The organism is Agromyces seonyuensis, from assembly GCF_009789225.1.
Classification (GTDB): Bacteria; Actinomycetota; Actinomycetes; order Actinomycetales; family Microbacteriaceae; genus Agromyces; species Agromyces seonyuensis.
On record NZ_WSTA01000081.1, the window covers coordinates 1 to 18,718 of the forward strand.

An 18,718-nucleotide genomic window follows, 5' to 3' on the forward strand; every position below is an offset into this window, starting at 1 on the left:
CACTGGACGAACACCAACAACCAAACAGTGACACCAACCCGCCACAACACCACGTGGCGGTTGGCAGTAACGATGAGCTTCCACCACCCCACACACGTGGGCTGCTGGTGGGCCAGAGTTACGGCGGCCATAGCGCGAGGGAAACGCCCGGACACATTCCGAACCCGGAAGCTAAGACTCGCAGCGCCGATGGTACTGCAGGGGCGACCCTGTGGGAGAGTAGGACACCGCCGGACACCCATTCAACGAACGCCCCCGAGCCACCAAGGCCGGGGGCGTTCGTGCTTTAACACGCACCTTCCGGTTGCGCCGGCTCCTAGGCTGGGACGATGGCGGAACGGCTGCGCGGGTCCACGAGCCCGTACCTCCTCGCACACGCGGACAACCCGGTCGACTGGTGGCCGTGGGGTGCGGATGCCTTCGCATCGGCGCGGGAGCGCGATGTGCCCGTGTTCGTCTCCATTGGGTACGCGACGTGCCACTGGTGCCACGTCATGGCTCGCGAGTCGTTCTCCGACCCCGACCTCGCGGGCATCCTGAACCGCGACTTCGTCGCGATCAAGGTGGATCGCGAGGAGCATCCGGAGGTCGACGGGATGTTCATGACGGCCGCCGGCGCTTTCACGCGCGAGCTCGGCTGGCCGCTCAGCGTGTTCACGACCCCGGACGGCGGCACGTTCTTCGCGTCGACGTACTCGCCGCCGGAACCGGTGCGGGGCATCCCGTCGTTCCGGCAGATCCTCGGCGCTGTGACGGAGGCCTGGCAGGAGCGGCGCGACGACGTGGAGCAGTCCGCCGCGGCGATCACCGACGCCCTGGCCCGGGCCCAGACTCCAGACGCCGGCATTCCGTTGCCCGACGACCTCGAGGTGCTGCTCGCGGGCGCGGTCGAGGGGTGCGTCCGCGTCGAGGACACCGAGCACGGCGGCTTCGGGAGTGGGCCGAAGTTCCCCGTCACGGCGGTGCTGCAATTCTTGCTCGGCCGCCCGGGCGCCGGGCGCGCGCTCGCGTACCGCACGCTGCGCGCGATGGCGGCTTCCCCGCTCCGCGATCCCGTCGAGGGCGGGTTCTTCCGCTACGCGGTGCGCGCCGACTGGAGCGAGCCGCACTACGAGCGGATGCTCTCCGACAACGCACTGCTCCTCGACGCGTACACGACCGCAGCGCTGCAGACGGGCGATTCCGGATTCGCGGCGGTCGCGCGCGGGCTCGGGGACTTCCTCATCGAGGTGCTCGGCGTCGAGGGCGGGTTCGCGAGTGCGCAGGACTCGGAGAGCGTCATCGATGGTCGGCGCTCGGAAGGCGGCTACTACGCCCGCGACGCCGCCGGCCGCGCGGCGCTCGACCCTCCCGCGCTCGACCGCAAGCTCGTCACCGGCTGGAACGGACTGGCGATCGGGGCGCTCGCGCGCTCCGGTCTCGCCCTGCATCAACCGCGCTACCTCGCGAGCGCGATGGTCGCCGCGGACGCGGTGCTCGTGGCGGCCGACGAGGCGGGCCGGTTGCCGCGCGTGCGGCTGGACGGCCGCGTGTCGCCGGCCGCGGCCGCGCTCGACGACCACGGGATGCTCGCCGCCGGGCTGCTCGATCTCGCGACGTCCTCGGGCGAGGTCCGCTACGCCGTCGCCGCGCGTGGCCTGGTCGACGCCGTCCTCGTCGCCGGTGAGACTGCCGGGGAGGGCGGGGGAGACGCCCCGGGCGGAGCATCCGTCGGCGAGCCCTTCGGCCTGCCGGGCGGCGGCGACCCCGTGCTCGCCGCGCAGGGGCGCTCGTGGGCGCAGGACGTCTCCGAGGGAGCGACGCCCGCCGGACCGACGACGCTCGCGGGCGCCTGCCTCACCCTGCACGCCCTCACCGGCGACGAGCGCTACCGGAGCGCGGCCGAGGCGGCACTCGGGCCCGTGGCGGCGTCCGCGGCGTCGCAGCCGGTCGCCGCAGGCGGGGTGCTGACCCAGGTGCGCCGTCTGGCCGCCCCGCTCGAGCAACTCGTGGTCGTCACGGGAGGCCCGGCGGCAGAAGCGCCCCTCGGCGACGTCGGCGACGGCCTCGTCGACGCGGCATTGCGTCGCGCCGCCGGCCGCGGGTCGACCGTGGTCGCGTGCGCCGCCGAGTCGCAGGTGCCGGGTTGGACGGCGGAGGGGTTCGAGCTGTTCGACGGGCGCAGCGCCCTCGGTGCGGCTGCCGCGGCGTATCAGTGCGCGGGGTTCGTGTGCCGGCTGCCCGTCACGGACGCGGCAGCGCTCGACGCCCTGGACTGAGCGTCCGGCCCGCTACCACCGAGGCTCGGTGCGGCCGATGAGAGACCACACCGCACTCGTGAGCTCGGGGTGGGCGAGGGCGATGCCGCGGAGCAGTTCGTACTCGAAGCGCTGGGCCTCGCCGCTGCGAGCCGCCGGGTGGTGCGCCCGCGCCCGGGCGTTCGCCCACTGCTGCTCGAGGAGCAGGCTCTCGCGGAGGGTGGCGACGACCTGCTCGTCGACGGAGGGGAGGTCGGGGAGGAAGTCCCACGGGTCTTCGCCGAGGCGGCAACGGAGCTCGATCAGGGCCGACAGCTCGTCGCGAGCTTCGTCGCGAAGCTTCGCGAGTTCGGTTCCATCCACGTGCGCCCCCTGCCTTTCACCGCGTGATCCTTCGTTCCCCTGAACACGCTAGGCCGAGGATATGACATCACGGTTACGCCGAAGTGGCCGCCCGGACGGATTCGGAAACCATCCGGTGATTCAATGAGTCCCGTGACCCCCCAAGACGGTTCGGCGCAAACGGGCGTCCGACGCGAGTACCTGATCCTCCACGGCTTCGAGAACGAGCGCCCGGAGGGGCACTGGCAGCGCTGGCTCGCCGACGAACTCGGCGCCGAGGGGCACGGCGTGCACTACCCGCAACTCCCCGAGCCGTACGCCCCGGTTCCGGCGGACTGGGCCGCCGCGATCGAGGCGGAGCTGGACGGCACCGATCCGGACGCCGTCGTGGTGGTCGCGCACTCGCTCGGCTGCGTCGCGTGGATCGACTACGCCCGGCGGCACGCGGAGCGAGCGGCGTCCGAGGGTGGCGATGCGAAGCTCGCGCACCGGGTGCTGCTCGTCTCGCCCCCGTCGTCGAAGGTGCTCGCGAGCATCCCGGCGCTCGAGGCGTTCGTGATCGACGCACCGGCGGCGATCGTCGCCGACGCGCTCGCGGCGACGAGCACGGAGCGCGCGCACCTCGTCGTCGGGGAGGCCGACCCGTACACGCCGGAGGGCATCGAGGTCGCCTACGCCGACCCCTACGACCTCGAGGTCTCCGTCGTCCCCGGCGGCGGTCACCTCACGATGGACGACGGCTTCGGCCCCTTGCCGATCGTGCTCGAGCTCGCGACGGCCTGAACCGGCGGTCCGAGTGGGACGGACGGGCCGTTCGAGCGAGGCGACCGACTCGAGCGCCCGTGAGGTCGGGAGGGCCACGGACTAGCATCGGAGGATGCTCTTCGCCGCACTCCGAGCCGATTCCACCGCCGCTGATCGGGCGCGGGAGCTGGTCTCGTCCCTGGCCGACGACCTCGGAGCCGCGGCCTTCCGGGTCGACGCCCTCGAGGAGCTCTTCGGCGAGGATGGCGGCGTCGACGTCTCCGCGGCACTGCGTCGCGGCCACCGCGCGCCCGCGCTCGCGCGCCTGGATGCCCTCGACCGCCTCGACCTCGAGGCCGGGGCCGCCGGGCGAGGCCCGCTCGCCACGCTCGCCCGGCTCTTCGTGCTCGGGTCCGGAGCCCCGGCCGCGGCCGTCGAACAGGCGCTGCCGGCCCTCGGGCTCGCGGGTGCCGTCGAGCTCGGCATCCTGAGCGCGCCCGACGACGGCATCGTGCGCGCGAACCTCGACCTGCGCCCCTACGCGTTCGAGGACGTCGTCGGGCGCGGCGAGTGGTGGATCGCCTCCGACCTCGGCGAGCTCGCCGTCGGCGGCGCGCTCCGCGAAGACCACGTGCTCGGCGTCGGCGGCGCCTCGCTCACCCTCGCCGGACTGCTGCTCCAGCGCCCCGCCGAACGAGTGCTCGACCTCGGCACCGGTTCGGGCATCCTCGCCCTGCACGCCTCGCGGGAGGCAGCGCACGTCGTCGCGACCGACATCTCCGAACGCGCGCTCGACATCGCCGCGTTCAACTTCGCCCTCAACGGCATCGGGAGCGTCGAGCTGCGGCACGGCAGCCTCTACGACCCGGTCGCCGACGAGCAGTTCGACCGCATCGTCTCCAACCCGCCCTTCGTCATCACGCCCCGCGCCGAGGGCGTTCCCGCGTACGAGTACCGCGACGGCGGGCTCGAGGGCGACGCCCTCGTCGAGTCCGTGCTGCGCGGGATCGCCGGCCGACTCCGCGTCGGCGGCATCGCGCAGCTGCTCGGCAACTGGGAGTACCGCGACGGCGTGCCCGGACTCGACCGCGTGCGCGGCTGGCTCGAGGACAGCGGGCTCGAGTACTGGATCGTCGAGCGCGAGCAGCAGGACCCGAGCGAGTACGCGGAGACGTGGATCCGTGACGGCGGCACCCGCCCGGGCACTGCCGAGTTCGAGGCGCTGCACCACGCGTGGATCGCGGACTTCGCCCGCCGGGGCGTCACCGGCGTCGGCTTCGGCTACGTGCTGCTGCGCCGACGTGCCGACGGCTCCGAGCCGCGGCTCCGCCGCCTCGAGAAGCGGCACGGCCCCCTCGGCGACAACCCCGCGGGAGTCGGCGCGCACCTCGACGCGTGCCTGAGCGCCTGGGACGCCCTCGACGGCATCGACCGAGACGCCCTCGCCCGCACGCGCTTCCGCGTCGGCGGCGACGTCACCGAAGAGCGCCACCACTGGCCCGGCGCCGAGGACCCGACGGTCATCCTGCTGCACCAGGGCGGCGGCTTCGGCCGCGTCCTGCAGGCCGACACGGCGCTCGCCGCCTTCGTCGGCGCGTGCGACGGCGAACTGCCCGCGGGGCTCATCGTCGGCGCGATCGCGACGCTCGCCGGGGTCGATGAGCAGGAGCTCTGGGACGACCTCGCCCCGCGGCTGCCCGACCTCGCGCTCGACGGCATCCTCATGCCGAACCTCGACCCGAACGACGCACCTGGCGGACTGACGGTTCCGCTGCACGAGTAGGGGCGGCCGGGGTCTCGATACGGCGCTGCGCGCCGACTCGACCGACGGGGTGCTGCGGGGTCTCGATACGGCGCTGCGCGCCGACTCGACCGGCGGGGTGCTGCGGGGTCTCGATACGGCGCTGCGCGCCTACTCGACCGGCGGGGAGCTGCGGGGCTGCTCGACCGGCGAGGGGTGCTGCGGGGGTTCCGATACCGCGAGGGCAGGCGCGGAGCCGCTGGTCAGCCGCAGAACCGTAGAATGCGTGGATGCCCGAAAGCCCGATGGCCGAGTCGCCCTACGAGGTGCTCGGCGTCGCCCCGACCGTCGACGAGGCCGCGCTCAAGCGCGCCTACCGACGAGCGCTGCGCGCTGCGCACCCCGACACCGGCGGATCGACGACCCGGTTCGACCAGGTGCAGCGCGCGTGGGAACTCGTCGGCACCCCCGATGCCCGCGCCGACTTCGATCGCGGCGGGCGTCGCGGCGACGACGGCGTGCCCGACGCCGAGCAGTGGGCGCCCCGTGCGCCGTCGCGGCCCGCGGGTTCCCGAGTCTCGGCGCGCGCCTACGGGCATCCGGGCGGCTGGTCGCGCGAGTGGTATCTCGAGCGCATCCGGGAATGGGTCGGCCGCGGCGTCGAGATCGCCAACCCGTACGACCAGGGGCTCGTGCACTCGGCACCCGCCGAGATCCGGCACCTGCTCGCCAACGCCCTCGCCGAGGAGGCGACGGCCGTGCGGCTCTCCGACCTCGGTATCGGCTTCACCGTCTGGCACGATCTCGCGACCGAGGCCGCCGGCCGGCACGCCGTGCCGAAGCTCGACCACCTCGTGCTCGGCCCGACGGGGCTCATCGCCGTGCAGTCCGAGGACTGGGGGCGGCCGGTGCACTTCAAGCGCGGCGAGCTGTTCGGCGCGGGCATCCCCGCCGACGAGCATCCGGTCAAGGAGCTCGCCGCCCGGGCGAAGGACGTGACCCGGCGCGCGAAGGTGAAGCCGACGGCGCTCGTCATCGTCGTGCCGGACGACCACGCGGCGGTGCCCATCGAGATCGGCGGCGCCGTGCGCGGCGTGCCCGTCGCACTCGTGCGCCGGTCCCGGCTGGCGAGCGCGATCCGCGAGGGCATCCACGAGCCGAACCGCAAGGGCGCGCCGATCCTCGGCGGCCTCGACGCGATGGAAGTGCGCAAGCGCCTGCAGGACTCGGTCGTCTTCGCGGAGTAGCCCCGCACTGAGCCGGCGCAGCCGGACGGCCGTGATCCGGCCGTCATGCGAAGCACGGCAGAATCGGAGGATGACCGATTCCCAGCGCGAACGCACCGCCGACGCCCTCGCGTCGTTCGTGGCAGCCTCCCCGTCCTCGTACCACGCGGCCGAACACGTCGCCGCCGAGCTCGCCGCCGCCGGCTTCGAGCGCCTCGACGAGACTGCCGAGTGGCCGAGCGGCCCCGGACGCCGGCTCGTGGTGCGCGACGGTGCGGTCATCGCCTGGGTGCAACCGCAGGGGGCCGGGGCGACGACCCCGTTCCGCATCCTCGGCACGCACACCGATTCGCCCGGATTCAAGCTCAAGCCGACCCCCGACTTCACTGCCGCGGGCCTCGCTCAGGCCGGCGTCGAGGTCTACGGCGGCCCGTTGCTGAACTCCTGGCTCGATCGCGAGCTCGAGTTCGCCGGTCGAATCGCGACCGAGGACGGCGCCGTGCACCTCGCGCGCACCGGCCCGATCGCGCGCATCCCGCAGCTCGCCATCCACCTCGATCGCGAGGTCGGCTCGGGGCTCGTGCTCGACCGCCAGCGCCACACGCAGCCCATCTGGGCGAGCGCCGACGGCGGCGAGGGCGGCATCCTCGAGGTGCTCGCGGCGTCGGCGGGCGTGCCCGGCGCGCGCATCGTCGGCCACGACGTGCTGACGGTCGACACCCAGCGCGGCGCGCGGTTCGGCGGCGACGGCGCGTTCTTCGCGTCCGGCCGCCTCGACAACCTCTCCTCGGTGTGGGCCGGCTTCGAGGCGATCCAGGGCGAGGGCCTCGGCGGGGCGCCCGCGATCGCGGTGCTCGCCGCGTTCGACCACGAGGAGCTCGGCTCGGAGTCGCGCTCCGGCGCGCTCGGCCCGCTGCTCGACGACGTGCTCTCGCGGATCTCCGCGGGACTCGGTGCCGACGAGGTCGAGCGTCGACGTGCGTTCGCCGCGTCGTGGCAGCTCTCCTCCGACGCCGGCCACGCCGTGCACCCGAACTATCCCGAGAAGCACGACCCCGGTCACCGCCCGGTGCTCGGCGGCGGCGTGCTGCTGAAGCTCAACGGCAACCAGCGCTACACGACGGATGCCCCCGGCTCGGCCCTGTGGACCCGCGTCACCGAGGCGGCCGGCGTCGCCACGCAGCCGTTCGTGTCGGTGAACTCGATCCGCGCCGGCTCGACGATCGGCCCGCTGTCGGCGACCCGCCTCGGCATCCGCACGCTCGACGTCGGCGTGCCGCTGCTCTCGATGCACTCCGCGCGCGAGCTCGCGCACCTCGACGACCTCGACGGACTGCGCCGGGCGGCCGGGGCCTTCTTCGCGCTCTCGCCGGTCGGGTAGCGACGACGGAGCGTATCGAGACCGGGAGGCGTCTCACGGGGTCTCGATACGCTGCGCTACTCGACCAGCGGGGGTGGAGACCGGGAGTCGGCTCGCCGGGTCTCGATACGCTGCGCTACTCGACCAGCGGGGGTGGAGACCGGGAGGCGTCTCACCGGGTCTCGAGACGCTGCGCTACTCGACCAGCGGGGCGGCGCTACTCGACCGGCTGGGGCTACTCGACCAGCGGGGCGGCTACGGGGACTCGGGGTCGTCCCGTCCCCGGGCCTCCCTGTCGATGCGCGTGCCGAGATCGAGTGCGAACTCCTCGGCGTCGATCGCCGTGATGAGCTCCCGCATGACCTCCTCGTCGAGCGTGCCCGCATCGCGCTCTGCGATGACGAGCCGGCGTCGTTCGGCGATCCACTCGCGCGTCAACCGGTCGAGCTCGATCGCCGTCGTGCTCGCCTCGCCCGTCGTCCCGACGTCATCCCGGAGCGTCTGCTCCATCCGGCGGATCCGCCGTGCGAACGCGTCGAGGATGCGGTCGGCCCGCTCGCCGTGCCGGTCGTGGAGCGCGGGTCGACGCTCCTCGACGACGGCCAGGCCCGCCTCCGCGGAACGGCCGAGCACGCGCACGAGATCCGCACGGTCCTGCTGCTGCTCGTCCTCGGCGTGCACGCCGAGCCGGCGGGCGATGGGCGCGAGGGTGAGGCCCTGCAGCAGCAGCGTGCCGACGGTCACGACGAACGCCACGAGGAAGACGATGCCGCCGATGCCCGGCGCCGCAGCCGACAGCGGCACGGACGCCGCGGTCGCGAGCGTCACCACGCCGCGCATCCCCGACCAGCCGATGACGAACAGCTCGCCGGCCGACAGCTTCGGTTCGGGGCGGTACCGACGGCGGCGATTCGCGAGGGTCGGTCCGGCCAGACGGCCCCACCAGCGGCTGGCGCCGTAGCCGCCGAAGACCCAGACCAGACGCACGAGGATGACGACGAGCAGAACGATCACGGCCAGGCCGAGCCCCCGCCAGACGCTCGTCTCGCCGTCGAGGACGTCGGCGATGGCCGGTTGCAGCTGCAGGCCGATCAGGGCGAAGACCCCCGCCTCGAGCAGCAGGTCGAGGCTGCGCCACACGGGCCGTTCCTGGAGTCGCGTCTCGTAGGAGGTGCGGGGCGCGTCGAACCCGATCACGATGCCCGCGGCGACGACGGCGATCACGCCCGAGCCCGCGAGGCGCTCCGCGAGCGCGTAGGTCGCGAACGGCACGAGCAGGCCGACGGTCGTCAGCATGAGCCCGTCGCGCGAACGGCGGCGCCACGCCACGAACGCCCACCCGACGGGGATGCCGACCGCGAGGCCGACGGCGACCGCGAGCGCGAAGATGCCGAGCCCCTGCCAGACCGTCACCGTGGTGCCGACGGCGATGGCCGCGAACACCTTGAACATCGTGAGCGACGTCGCGTCGTTCACGAGGCTCTCGCCCGACAGCACGCTCATCACGCGGCGCGGCAGCCCGAGCGCGCGCCCGATCGAGGCCGCGGAGACGGCGTCGCTCGGCGAGACGATCGCGCCGAGGAGCAGGGCGACGGGCAGCCCGAGCTGCGGCATGATCGCCCAGGCGATGAACCCGACCGCGAGCGCCGTCACGATCGGCAGCGAGATGCCGAGGCGTCGGATCTGCCGGAAGCCCGCGCGGAAGTTCAAGAACCCGACGTCGAGGGCCGCCGAGTAGACGAGCGGCGGCAGGACGAGCGCGAGGATCAGCTCGCCGTCGACCTCGATCTCGGGCACGCCGGGGATGATCGAGACCCCGAACGCGACCGTCATGACGCTGAGCGGCGCCGACCAGCCGAGCCGTCGGGCGAGCGCCGTCACGACCAGCGCGCCCGCCAGCAGGAGGAAGAGCTCGTGGAATTGCATGGGGTCAGGCTAGGGATGCCCCGCGTCGGCCGTGCGGGAACGCGCGGCACGCGCATCCTGGTCGCCGGAAACGCGAAGCGGGCCGGGGAGTCGCCTCCCCGGCCCGCTTCGAGCGACACGTCCGATCGGCTGCGCCGATCGGACGCCGCGGATCAGAAGTTGATCATGTGGCCGGTCAGGCCGTGGAACGCCTCCTGCAGCGCCTCCGACAGGGTCGGGTGCGTGTGGACGTTGCGGGCGAGCTCGTTCGCGCCGAGGTCCCACTTCTGGGCCAGCGTGAGCTCGGGCAGCAGCTCGGAGACGTCCGGGCCGATGAGGTGGCCGCCGAGGAGCTCGAGGTGCTCCTTGTCGGCGACGAGCTTCACGAACCCGGTCGGGTCGCCGAGGCCGTTGGCCTTGCCGTTCGCGGTGAACGGGAACTTCGCGACGACGACGTCGTAGCCCTCGTCGCGGGCCTGCTGCTCGGTGAGGCCGAAGCTGGCGACCTGCGGCTGGCAGAACGTGGCGCGTGGCATCATGCGGTAGTCGCCGAGTTCCATGGTCTCGGCGCCGGCGATGGTCTCGGCCGCGACGACGCCCTGGGCCTCCGCCACGTGGGCGAGCTGGAGCTTCGCGGTGACGTCGCCGATGGCGTAGACGCCGGGCACGTTGGTGCGCATGCGCTCGTCGATGGCGATCGCGCCGCGCTCGGTGAGGGCGACGCCGGTGTTCTCGATGCCGAAGCCCTCGACGCGGGGCGCGAAGCCGATCGACATGAGGACCTTGCCGGTCTCGATCGACACCGAGTCGCCGCCGGCGTTCGGGGTGTAGGTGACGGTGACGCCGTCGCCGTGGTCGACGACCGAGTCGACCTTGGTCGAGGTGAGGATGTTGACGCCGAGCTTCTTGTACTGCTTGGCGATCTCCTTGGAGATCTCGGCATCCTCGTTGGGGAGGGCGCGGTCGAGGAACTCGATGATCGTGACGTCCACGCCGTAGTTCTTCAGGACGTAGGCGAACTCCATGCCGATGGCGCCGGCGCCGACGATGACGATCGAGGAGGGCAGCTCGCGCGAGAGGATCTGCTGCTCGTAGGTGACGACGTTCTCGCTGAGCGTGACGCCGGGCAGCAGACGCACCGTCGAACCGGTCGAGATGATGGCGTTGTCGAAGGTGATGTCCTCCGAGTAGCCGTCGGCGCGGGCGACGTTCATCGAGTTGGGGGAGAGGAACCAGCCGCGCCCGTCGTACTCGGTGATCTTGTTCTTCTTCATCAGGAAGTGGATGCCCTTGACGTGCCCCTCGGACACCGTCCGGCTGCGGTCGAATGCCACGCCGTAGTCGAAGGTCGCCTCACCGGAGATGCCGAACTTGTCGGCCTCCTTCGTGAAGATGTGCGCGAGCTCGGCATTGCGGAGCAGCGCCTTCGACGGGATGCACCCGACGTTCAGGCACACGCCGCCCCAGTACTGCTGCTCGACGACCGCGGTCTTCAGACCCAATTGCGCCGCCCGGATGGCTGCGACGTAGCCACCAGGGCCAGCGCCGAGCACGACGACGTCATAGTGTTCGCTCATACCCTTAACGGTAGTCGCCCTGGGAGAGTGTTTTTCCCCCAGGATGCTCCGGGCCTCAGCCGTCGGCGAACCCTCAGGATGCACGCAGGAACCCGCAGCGCCTGGTCGCGGTGCGGCAGGAAATCGCGGGTGATCGACGCTCTGCCACGAGGCGTCCCGGGCCGGGCGTCGCCGAGGATGACGGCATGAGCGAAACCCTGCAGCCCGCGCCGGCTCCCGCCTCCACCGTCTTCTCCGTCGTGCCCACCGCCGCCGAGTCGGCCGCGCACTTCGCGCCCCGCGTCGAGTTCGACGTCGACGTGTCCGACGTGCACGCCGCCCTCGACGCCGGGGAGACCGGGTTCGTCGTCGTCGACTCGCGCAGCCGCGCCGCCTGGGACCAGGGCCACGTGCCCGGCGCGATCCACCTGCCGACGCGCGAGATCGCCGCGCGTGCCGCCGACGAACTGCCCGCGGGAACCCCCGTCGTCGTCTACTGCTGGAGCCCCGGCTGCAACGGCGGCATCCGCGCCGCCCTCGAACTCGCGCTCGCCGGGCATCCGGTGAAGGAGGTGCGCGGCGGGTTCGAGTACTGGGTGCGCGAGGGCTTCGAGTACGAGACCGGCGACGGGCAGCGACACCGCTTCGAGCCCGACCCCCGCGTGAACGTGCACCCGGACGGGCTCACCGGTGCTGCGTGCTTCGGCCCCGCGCCGGAGGCCGCGCTCGGCGAGCCGATCGCCTGCGCCTGCTGAGCGACCACGGATGACCCGGCGGGTCGGTCCCACGTGCGGGACCGGTCCCGCGGGGGCAGAATGGTCGGCGCAGACTGACGCGAAGCCTCGCGCCGCGCCGCTTCGACGAGCCGCGGCACGGACTGCGATTCCCCGACCGATGGGAGTCGCCGGAGCGGCTCCCGCAGCGAGAGCGAGCCGCACATGACCGAGCCCCGTACCGCGCCCCAGGGCGTCCACCTCGTCGGCAGCATCAACCAGCCCGACGCCGAGACCGCCTTCCGCACCGTCGCCGGCGCGCTCGGCCAGCGCCTCCGCCGCCTCCCCGACGGGGAGACCGGCCTGCGCTTCCACTGGATCGCGTTCCAGCCCGACGTGCTCGGCGCCGTCGACGGCCTCGAGCGCGTCGGCGCCGAGCCCATCCGCGTCGGCCCGCTCGACGTGCGACCGCTGCGCATCGCCGACGGCGTCGACGCCGAGGACCTCGTGCTCCCGAACCTCGGCTACGCCGACGCGGCGCTCGAGTCGTGGGAGCTCTTCGAGCGGCTCCAGGCCGAGGGCGTCATCCCGGCGAGCGTGAAGTTCCAGGTGTCGCTGCCGTCGCCGGCCGCCGTCATCGGCGCATTCGTCGTGCCCGCCGACCGCGCCCGTTTCGAGCCCGTCTACCGGGCGGCGCTGTTCGCCGAACTCGACCGGGTGCTCGCCGGCGTGCCCCACGATCGGCTCGCCGTGCAGTGGGACACCGCCGTCGAGTTCGGCTGGATCGAGGCCGCGGGCTACGACAAGGGCGACAACCCCAACGCGCCGTGGTTCGACGACCTGTGGGCCGGCCTGATGGAGCGCGCCGCCGAGCAGGCCGCCCGCGTCCCCGCCGACGTCGAGGCCGGCTGGCACCTCTGCTACGGCGACGTCGCCGAGCACCACTTCATCGAGCCGACCGATACCGGCAACCTCGTCGAGTTCGCGAACCGCCTCGTCGCCGCGAGCCCGCGGCCGCTGCAGTGGATCCACCTGCCCGTGCCGATCGAGCGCGACGACGACGCCTACTTCGCCCCGCTCGACGCCCTGGCGCTGCCGGAGGGCACCGAGCTCTACCTCGGCCTCGTGCACCGCGAAGACGGCGTCGAGGGCGCCGAGCGCCGCATCGCCGCCGCCGCCCCGAACGTCGGCGCCTTCGGCGTCGCCACGGAGTGCGGCTTCGGCCGCTCGCCGCGCGAGGCCACGGACGCGCTGCTCGCCACGCACGCGACGATCGCGGCGCCCTGGGCGTGACGCGCTGACCGGATGACGGGGCGGCGGCCGCGCAGGGACGGGGTCGCCGCGTCGTCGTGCCGTGGGTGCGTTCGGGACCGCCGAGGTCGAGGTCGCGCGCGTCGACGAGGCCGTCGATCAGCGTGCCGCGCGGGTCACCCTGCGGATGCGGCGGCGGCGCTGACCGTACGGCGGCCGACGGCGAGCCACGCGATCGAGCCGAGCACCGGCGCGACCAGCACCACGGCGACCCAGACGAGCGACTGCGTCGTCGTCAGCGCGCGTGCCGAGCGCGCGAGCGAGACGAGCGCGACGGCCGTCAGGACGAGCATCGCCACCGCGAGCATCGTCCAGACGACGTCGTAGGCGGCGGGCAGCAGCGGGTTCACGGGGTCGGCCATGCCCGGATGCTATCGGCACCGGACGCGGCAGTGGGCGGCTACGCGGTCGAGGCGGCGGGGGCCAGCACCGGGCGGTCGGCGTCGGCGACCCACTCGTTGAGGCCGCCGTCGTAGACCGCGACGTCGTCGAAGCCCGCGAGCGTCAGGGCGAGGGCGGTGCCGGATGCGGCGATGCCGCTCGCGCAGTAGAGCACGACGCGCTCCGGGTCGCCCTCGAGCGCCGGTGCGAGCGCGGCCGCGAGGGCGTCGCCCTCGCGGTAGCGGCCGGACTCGCGGTCGCGGAGGGATCCGAACGGCACGTTCGCGCTCGCCGGGATGTGGCCGTTGCGCGGGCGCGGTCCGGCCTCGCCGACGAACTCGGCGCGGGGGAGCGAGCACACGAGCCGCCCCGCGGCCTCGCCGCGGGAGATGCGCTCGACCTCGGCGGCGTCCACCCAGGCGTCGGGGCGTTCGACGAGCGTCAGCTGCCCCGCCGTCGGCGGGACCGTGTAGCCGAACTCGATCGCGCGGCCCTCCGCGTGCCAGGCGCCGAGCCCGCCGTCGAGCACCGCGACCCGCTCGAAGCCGTAGGAGCGGAAGAGCCACCAGAGCCGCGCCGCCCACTGGCCGGCCGCCGCGTCGTACACCACCACGGTCGACCCGTCGTCGACGCCGAGCTCGCGGGCCGCGCGCGCGAAGCGCGAGGCATCCGGCCGGGCGAAGCCGAACCGCCCCGCCGGGTCGCTGAACTCCTCGAGGAGGCACGCGAACCGCGCACCCGGGAGGTGGCCGCCGACGAGGTGCGCGTCGATGCCGCTCGTGAAGCCGCCCGCCACGGGCGTGACGGTCGCGTCGAGCACGACGAGGTCGTCGGCACCGAGGTGATCGGCGAGCCACTGGGTCGACACGAGCGACGAGAAGAGCTGGGACATGGCAGCGACGCTACGACGGCGGGTCGAAGCCCGCGAGAGAGCCCGAAATGCGGGGTAACCGGGCGACGCGGCGCGTGACAGCACGTGTGACAGCACGCGTGACAGCGCCGCGACAGCGTCGTGCGAGCGCGGCCGCGGAGCATGGATCCAGACCGATCCGTCACCTGCGGATCCCCTGATCCCCCGGGTCATCCGGGACGAAAGGAACCCCCATGCAGCGCGAACTGGCCGTCGAGGCCGTCGGGCTCGTCAAGACCTTCGGCGACAACCGCGCCGTGGACGGCGTCGACCTCGCGGTACCGACCGGCGCCGTCTACGGCGTGCTCGGCCCGAACGGCGCCGGCAAGACCACCACCATCTCCATGCTCGCGACCCTGCTTCGGCCCGACGCCGGCAGCGCCCGCGTCTTCGGGCACGACGTCGCCCGCGAGCCGCAGATCGTCCGCCAGCTCATCGGCGTGACCGGGCAGTACGCCTCGGTCGACGAGACGCTCTCGGCGACCGAGAACCTCGTCATCTTCGGCCGGCTCCTCGGCCTGACGAGCCGCGACGCCAAGCGCAAGGCCGGCGAGCTGCTCGAATCCTTCGGCCTCACCGAGGCCGCCCGCCGTCCGCTCAAGAACTTCTCCGGCGGCATGCGCCGTCGACTCGACCTCGCGGCCTCGCTCATCGCGCAGCCGCCCCTCATCTTCCTCGACGAGCCCACGACGGGCCTCGACCCGCGCACCCGTGCGCAGATGTGGGACACGATCCGCCAGCTCGTCGCGACTGGCTCGACCGTGCTGCTCACGACGCAGTACCTCGACGAGGCCGACCAGCTCGCCGACCGCATCGCCGTCATCGACCGTGGCCGCGTCGTCGCCGAGGGCACCGCCGACGAGCTCAAATCGAGCGTCGGCGACTCCAGCCTCGAGCTGCGCCTCGCCGACCCGGCCGACCTCGACGACGCGCGCGTCGCGATCGAGCGCGTGCTCGGCGTCTCCTCGTCGATCTCGCCCGAGCACGTGCGCGTCACCGCGCCCATGCAGGACGCGGACCGGGTCACCGACCTCCTCCTCACCCTCCGTCAGGAGGGCATCCGCGTCGACGAGCTGTCGGTGCGCAAGCCCTCGCTCGACGAGGTGTTCCTCGCCATCACCGGGCACGGCGTGCCCGACGCCGCGCCCGCCGAGGGCTCGGCCGAACTCGAAGGGAGCCGCGCATGAGCACCGCGCTCATCACCCCCGCGACCGAGCGCATCGTGCCCGGCGCCGAGCGGAAGCTCTCGAACCGCGTGAGCCTCGGGCAGACGCTCGCGAACACGCGCACCATGGCCTATCGGGGCCTCGTGAAGATCCGGCGCACGCCCGAGCAGCTCATCGACGTCACGGTGCAGCCGATCATCTTCACCCTGATGTTCGCGTACATCTTCGGCGGCGCGATCGCCGGCGATGTGCAGAGCTACCTCCCGGCCCTCATCCCGGGCATCCTCGTGCAGACGGTCGTCACGACCTCGGTCGTCACGGGCACGCAGCTCCGCGAGGACATGGACAAGGGCGTGTTCGACCGGTTCCGCTCGCTGCCGATCGCGCGCATCGCGCCGCTGTCGGGCGCGCTGCTGGCCGACACCCTGCGCTACACGATCGCGACGACCCTCACCTTCGCGATGGGCTGGATCATGGGATACCACCCGGCGGGCGGCCTCGGCGCCGTCGTGCTCGCGGGCCTGCTCGTCATCGCCTGCTCGTGGGCGATCAGCTGGATCTTCGCCTTCTTCGGCGTCATCGCCCGCACCGCCTCGAGCGTGCAGGGCATCTCGATGCTCGTGCTGTTCCCGCTGACGTTCCTCTCGAACGCCTACGTGCCGGTCGACTCGCTGCCCGGGCCGCTCGCCTGGTTCGCGAGCATCAACCCGATCTCGCACCTCGTCACCGCGGTGCGCGACCTCGCGAACGACGGCACGATCGGCGGCGACCTCTGGATGTCGCTCGTCGGCGCCGTGGTCATCGTCGCGGTCTTCGCGCCGCTCACGGTGCGCGCGTACATGCGGAAGGCGTAGCGCTTCCCGCGTCCATCTCCCCTTCGCAGACCCGGATCGCCGGTGCGGCACTGCTCGCACCGGCGGTTCGCGTTCGCGCGCTCGTCCGGGAGGGGCGGGCGGCGAGTCCCGGATGCCGCGCAACGGCGCCGGGCTGGGATGATGAACGGGTGACCGACGAACCCCGAATCGGCGCCGGGCGCCGCACCGTGCGCATCCTCATCGCCGTCCTGGCCGTCCTCGTGCTCCTCGTCGTGGTCTTCCTCGTCTGGGCGAGCACCGTCTTCCAGGGCGAGCGCGAGGCCTCGCTCGTCGCCTGGGAGGACCCGGCGATCTCCATCAAGGAGACCGGGAACTCGTGGGTCATGTCGCCGACCGAGGATGCCTCCGGCGACGGCCTCGTCTTCATCCCCGGCGCCCGGGTCACCCCGTCGGCCTACTTCGCGAAGCTCTCCGGCCTCGTCGCCGAGACGGGCGCGACCGTCGTCATCACGAAGCCGACCCTGAACCTCGCGTTCTTCGACACGCGCCCGCTCTCGGCCTTCACCGACGGCGTCGAGGGCGTCGACGACTGGTACGTCGGCGGCCACTCGCTCGGCGGTGTGAAGGCGTGCATGCTCGCGGCCGACCCGGGCACCGACCCGGAGCCCGCGGGACTCGTGCTCTTCGGCTCGTACTGCGCGAGCGACCTCTCCGGCGGCGACCTCCCGGTGCTCTCGCTCTCCGGCTCGGAGGACGGGCTCTCGACGCCCACGAAGATCGAGGGCGCCGCGCACCTGCTGCCGGCCTCGGCCGAGTTCGTCGAGATCGAGGGCGCGAGCCACGCGAGCTTCGGCGACTACGGCCCGCAGCCGGGCGACGGCACCGCCACCGCGACCGACGACGAGGTGCGCGAGGCGATCACCGCCGCCTGGGCCGAGTTCACGGAGTAGCCGCCGACCCCCATCCTTCCGCCGGTCGAGTAGCGACGGAGTCGAGTTCGTCCGTCGGTCGAGTAGCGACGGAGTCGCGTATCGAGACCTGTTGAGTTGGCCTGCCGGGCTTCGGGAGGCGTCTCACGTGGTCTCGATACGGCGCTGGCGCGCCTACTCGACCGGCGGGTTTCAGGTCGGTCGAGTAGCGACGGAGTCGCGTATCGAGACCTGTTGAGTCGACCTGCCGGGCTTCGGGAGGCGTCTCACGTGGTCTCGATACGGCGCTGGCGCGCCTACTCGACCGGCGGGGGCGGCGCTGGCGCGCCTACTCGACCGGCGGGGGCGGCGCTGGCGCGCCTACTCGACCGGCGGGGGCGGCGCCGGCGCGCCTCCTCGACCGGCGGAACGGGCACCGGCGGTCAGCGGGCGAGCGCCGCGAGTTCGTCGAGCGTGCCGGCGAAGACGTTGAGGTCGATGAAGGGCTCGTCGCCGTCGTACCCGTCGAGCCGCTCGCGGTGCGAGTACTGCCAGACGGTCCACGCGCGCCCGTCCGGCAGGGTCGGCTCCGCGACGACGTCCCGGATCCAGATCGGATTGTCCGGGTACCCGCCCGCGAGGTAGCGCTCGTACGCGTCGCCGGTCGCGTAGAGCACGGGCGGCACGCCGTAGTGCGCCTCGAGGAGGTCGAGCAGGGGCGTGAGGATGCCCCGCACCTGCCCCGCATCGGCCGGGTCGGTGCAGTAGTCGGCGTAGCACTCGACGTCGACGGTGATCGGCAGCGTGCCCTCGTCGGGGACGGTGGCGATGATGTTCGCGGCCTGGGTCTCGGCGGGGGAGTCGAAGCTCAGGAAGTGGTACGCGCCGACGAGGAGGTCGGTCTCACGGGCATCCGCCCAGTTCGCGGCGAAGCGCGAGTCGATCGTGCCGGAGCCCTCGGTCGCCTTGATCCACGCGAAGTCGAGGTCCTGCGCGGCGAGCACCGGCCAGTCGATCTCGCCCTGGTACGACGACACGTCGACCCCGCGGACGTCGTAGGCGGCGGCGCCGACCCGGTTCGGCCAGATCGTGCCGGTCGCGATCAGTGCCGCGGTGAGGCCGCCGAGCAGCGCCACGGCGGCGAGTCCGCCGAACAGCCAGGCGCGCGTGCGTCGTCGGGTCCGTGCCATCGGGCTTCCTCCAGGGGGGTGCTCGTCGGGTTCAGGGGCGGTCGTCGTCGCGGGCGTCGCGACGCCCGAGTAGCGCGCCCACGCGGGCTTCGAGCGAGCGCCGGTCGAGACCGGCGGCCCCGGCGACCGCGGCGTCCACGACGGCGTCGCCCGCGACGCGGCGGGCGTCCTCGAGGTGCGTCGCGACCCGGAGCGCCGGCAGGTCGACTCGGG

The 18,718-nt window shown here is 73.0% G+C and carries 17 protein-coding genes and 1 rRNA gene; 11 read left to right on the top strand and 7 right to left on the bottom strand.

From position 1 onward, the window contains the following. The first annotated feature begins 119 nt into the window (after nucleotides 1-119). A 5S ribosomal RNA gene (rrf, locus tag GB864_RS14830) occupies nucleotides 120-236 on the top strand. 93 nt (nucleotides 237-329) lie between these two features. After that, entirely contained in the window at nucleotides 330-2,258 is a 1,929-nt protein-coding gene (locus tag GB864_RS14835; RefSeq protein ID WP_160426426.1) for a thioredoxin domain-containing protein, read from the top strand. Nucleotides 2,259-2,270: 12 nt separating this feature from the next. Here the strand turns inward: GB864_RS14835 and GB864_RS14840 are convergent, their stop codons facing one another. Then, a complete protein-coding gene (locus GB864_RS14840; protein WP_160426428.1) occupies nucleotides 2,271-2,600 on the bottom strand; it encodes a hypothetical protein in 330 nt (109 codons plus the stop codon). Nucleotides 2,601-2,732: 132 nt separating this feature from the next. Between GB864_RS14840 and GB864_RS14845 the strand changes: the two genes are divergently transcribed. From GB864_RS14845 to GB864_RS14860, 4 genes are all read left to right on the top strand, one after another. Beyond that, on the top strand, nucleotides 2,733-3,362 hold the full coding sequence (locus GB864_RS14845; protein WP_202107267.1) for an alpha/beta hydrolase: 630 nt from the start codon (nucleotides 2,733-2,735) through the stop codon (nucleotides 3,360-3,362). Between the two features lie 94 nt (nucleotides 3,363-3,456). Beyond that, nucleotides 3,457-5,106, top strand: a complete 1,650-nt coding sequence (locus GB864_RS14850) for a DUF7059 domain-containing protein (protein WP_160426430.1) — start codon at nucleotides 3,457-3,459, stop codon at nucleotides 5,104-5,106. A gap of 248 nt (nucleotides 5,107-5,354) precedes the next feature. Further along, nucleotides 5,355-6,311, top strand: a complete 957-nt coding sequence (locus GB864_RS14855; protein WP_160426431.1) for a DnaJ domain-containing protein — start codon at nucleotides 5,355-5,357, stop codon at nucleotides 6,309-6,311. Between the two features lie 70 nt (nucleotides 6,312-6,381). Further along, complete coding sequence (locus GB864_RS14860) at nucleotides 6,382-7,671, top strand: M18 family aminopeptidase (protein ID WP_160426434.1); 1,290 nt, start codon at nucleotides 6,382-6,384, stop codon at nucleotides 7,669-7,671. A gap of 234 nt (nucleotides 7,672-7,905) precedes the next feature. Here GB864_RS14860 and GB864_RS14865 read toward each other — a convergent pair whose 3' ends face one another. Next, the gene (locus GB864_RS14865; protein WP_160426435.1) at nucleotides 7,906-9,576 is read right to left on the bottom strand and encodes a cation:proton antiporter; all 1,671 of its coding nucleotides are present in this window, start codon (nucleotides 9,574-9,576) and stop codon (nucleotides 7,906-7,908) included. Nucleotides 9,577-9,728: 152 nt separating this feature from the next. After that, the gene (gene lpdA, locus GB864_RS14870) at nucleotides 9,729-11,132 is read right to left on the bottom strand and encodes a dihydrolipoyl dehydrogenase (RefSeq protein ID WP_160426437.1); all 1,404 of its coding nucleotides are present in this window, start codon (nucleotides 11,130-11,132) and stop codon (nucleotides 9,729-9,731) included. 185 nt (nucleotides 11,133-11,317) lie between these two features. On the opposite strand from lpdA, the gene GB864_RS14875 reads away from it, so the two are divergent. Together GB864_RS14875 and GB864_RS14880 are read left to right on the top strand one after the other, a co-directional pair. Beyond that, nucleotides 11,318-11,866 (top strand): rhodanese-like domain-containing protein, encoded by a 549-nt coding sequence (locus tag GB864_RS14875; RefSeq protein WP_160426439.1) that lies wholly within the window; start codon nucleotides 11,318-11,320, stop codon nucleotides 11,864-11,866. A 183-nt stretch (nucleotides 11,867-12,049) separates the two neighbouring features. Then, nucleotides 12,050-13,117, top strand: coding sequence for a hypothetical protein (locus tag GB864_RS14880; RefSeq protein WP_160426442.1), 1,068 nt, complete (start codon nucleotides 12,050-12,052; stop codon nucleotides 13,115-13,117). A 134-nt stretch (nucleotides 13,118-13,251) separates the two neighbouring features. On the opposite strand, the gene GB864_RS14885 is transcribed toward GB864_RS14880, so the two are convergent. Beyond that, complete coding sequence (locus GB864_RS14885; protein WP_160426444.1) at nucleotides 13,252-13,497, bottom strand: PLDc N-terminal domain-containing protein; 246 nt, start codon at nucleotides 13,495-13,497, stop codon at nucleotides 13,252-13,254. Nucleotides 13,498-13,535: 38 nt separating this feature from the next. Next, complete coding sequence (locus GB864_RS14890; protein ID WP_160426446.1) at nucleotides 13,536-14,408, bottom strand: sulfurtransferase; 873 nt, start codon at nucleotides 14,406-14,408, stop codon at nucleotides 13,536-13,538. A 212-nt stretch (nucleotides 14,409-14,620) separates the two neighbouring features. Here GB864_RS14890 and GB864_RS14895 point away from each other — a divergent pair, with 212 nt between their 5' ends. From GB864_RS14895 to GB864_RS14905, 3 genes are all read left to right on the top strand, one after another. Further along, nucleotides 14,621-15,613 carry an ATP-binding cassette domain-containing protein gene (locus GB864_RS14895; RefSeq protein WP_160426448.1) on the top strand — a complete coding sequence of 331 codons (993 nt, stop codon included), beginning with the start codon at nucleotides 14,621-14,623 and terminating at the stop codon, nucleotides 15,611-15,613. Further along, on the top strand, nucleotides 15,610-16,446 hold the full coding sequence (locus GB864_RS14900; protein WP_160426449.1) for an ABC transporter permease: 837 nt from the start codon (nucleotides 15,610-15,612) through the stop codon (nucleotides 16,444-16,446). The genes GB864_RS14895 and GB864_RS14900 overlap by 4 nt, the downstream gene beginning before the upstream one ends. Nucleotides 16,447-16,595: 149 nt before the next feature. Continuing rightward, nucleotides 16,596-17,357 carry an alpha/beta hydrolase gene (locus GB864_RS14905; protein ID WP_336604029.1) on the top strand — a complete coding sequence of 254 codons (762 nt, stop codon included), beginning with the start codon at nucleotides 16,596-16,598 and terminating at the stop codon, nucleotides 17,355-17,357. 401 nt (nucleotides 17,358-17,758) lie between these two features. Here GB864_RS14905 and GB864_RS14910 read toward each other — a convergent pair whose 3' ends face one another. After that, nucleotides 17,759-18,505 carry a GH25 family lysozyme gene (locus tag GB864_RS14910; protein ID WP_160426451.1) on the bottom strand — a complete coding sequence of 249 codons (747 nt, stop codon included), beginning with the start codon at nucleotides 18,503-18,505 and terminating at the stop codon, nucleotides 17,759-17,761. 31 nt (nucleotides 18,506-18,536) lie between these two features. Then, nucleotides 18,537-18,718: hypothetical protein (locus GB864_RS14915; protein WP_160426452.1), on the bottom strand; the 182-nt coding region annotated here is incomplete at its 5' end.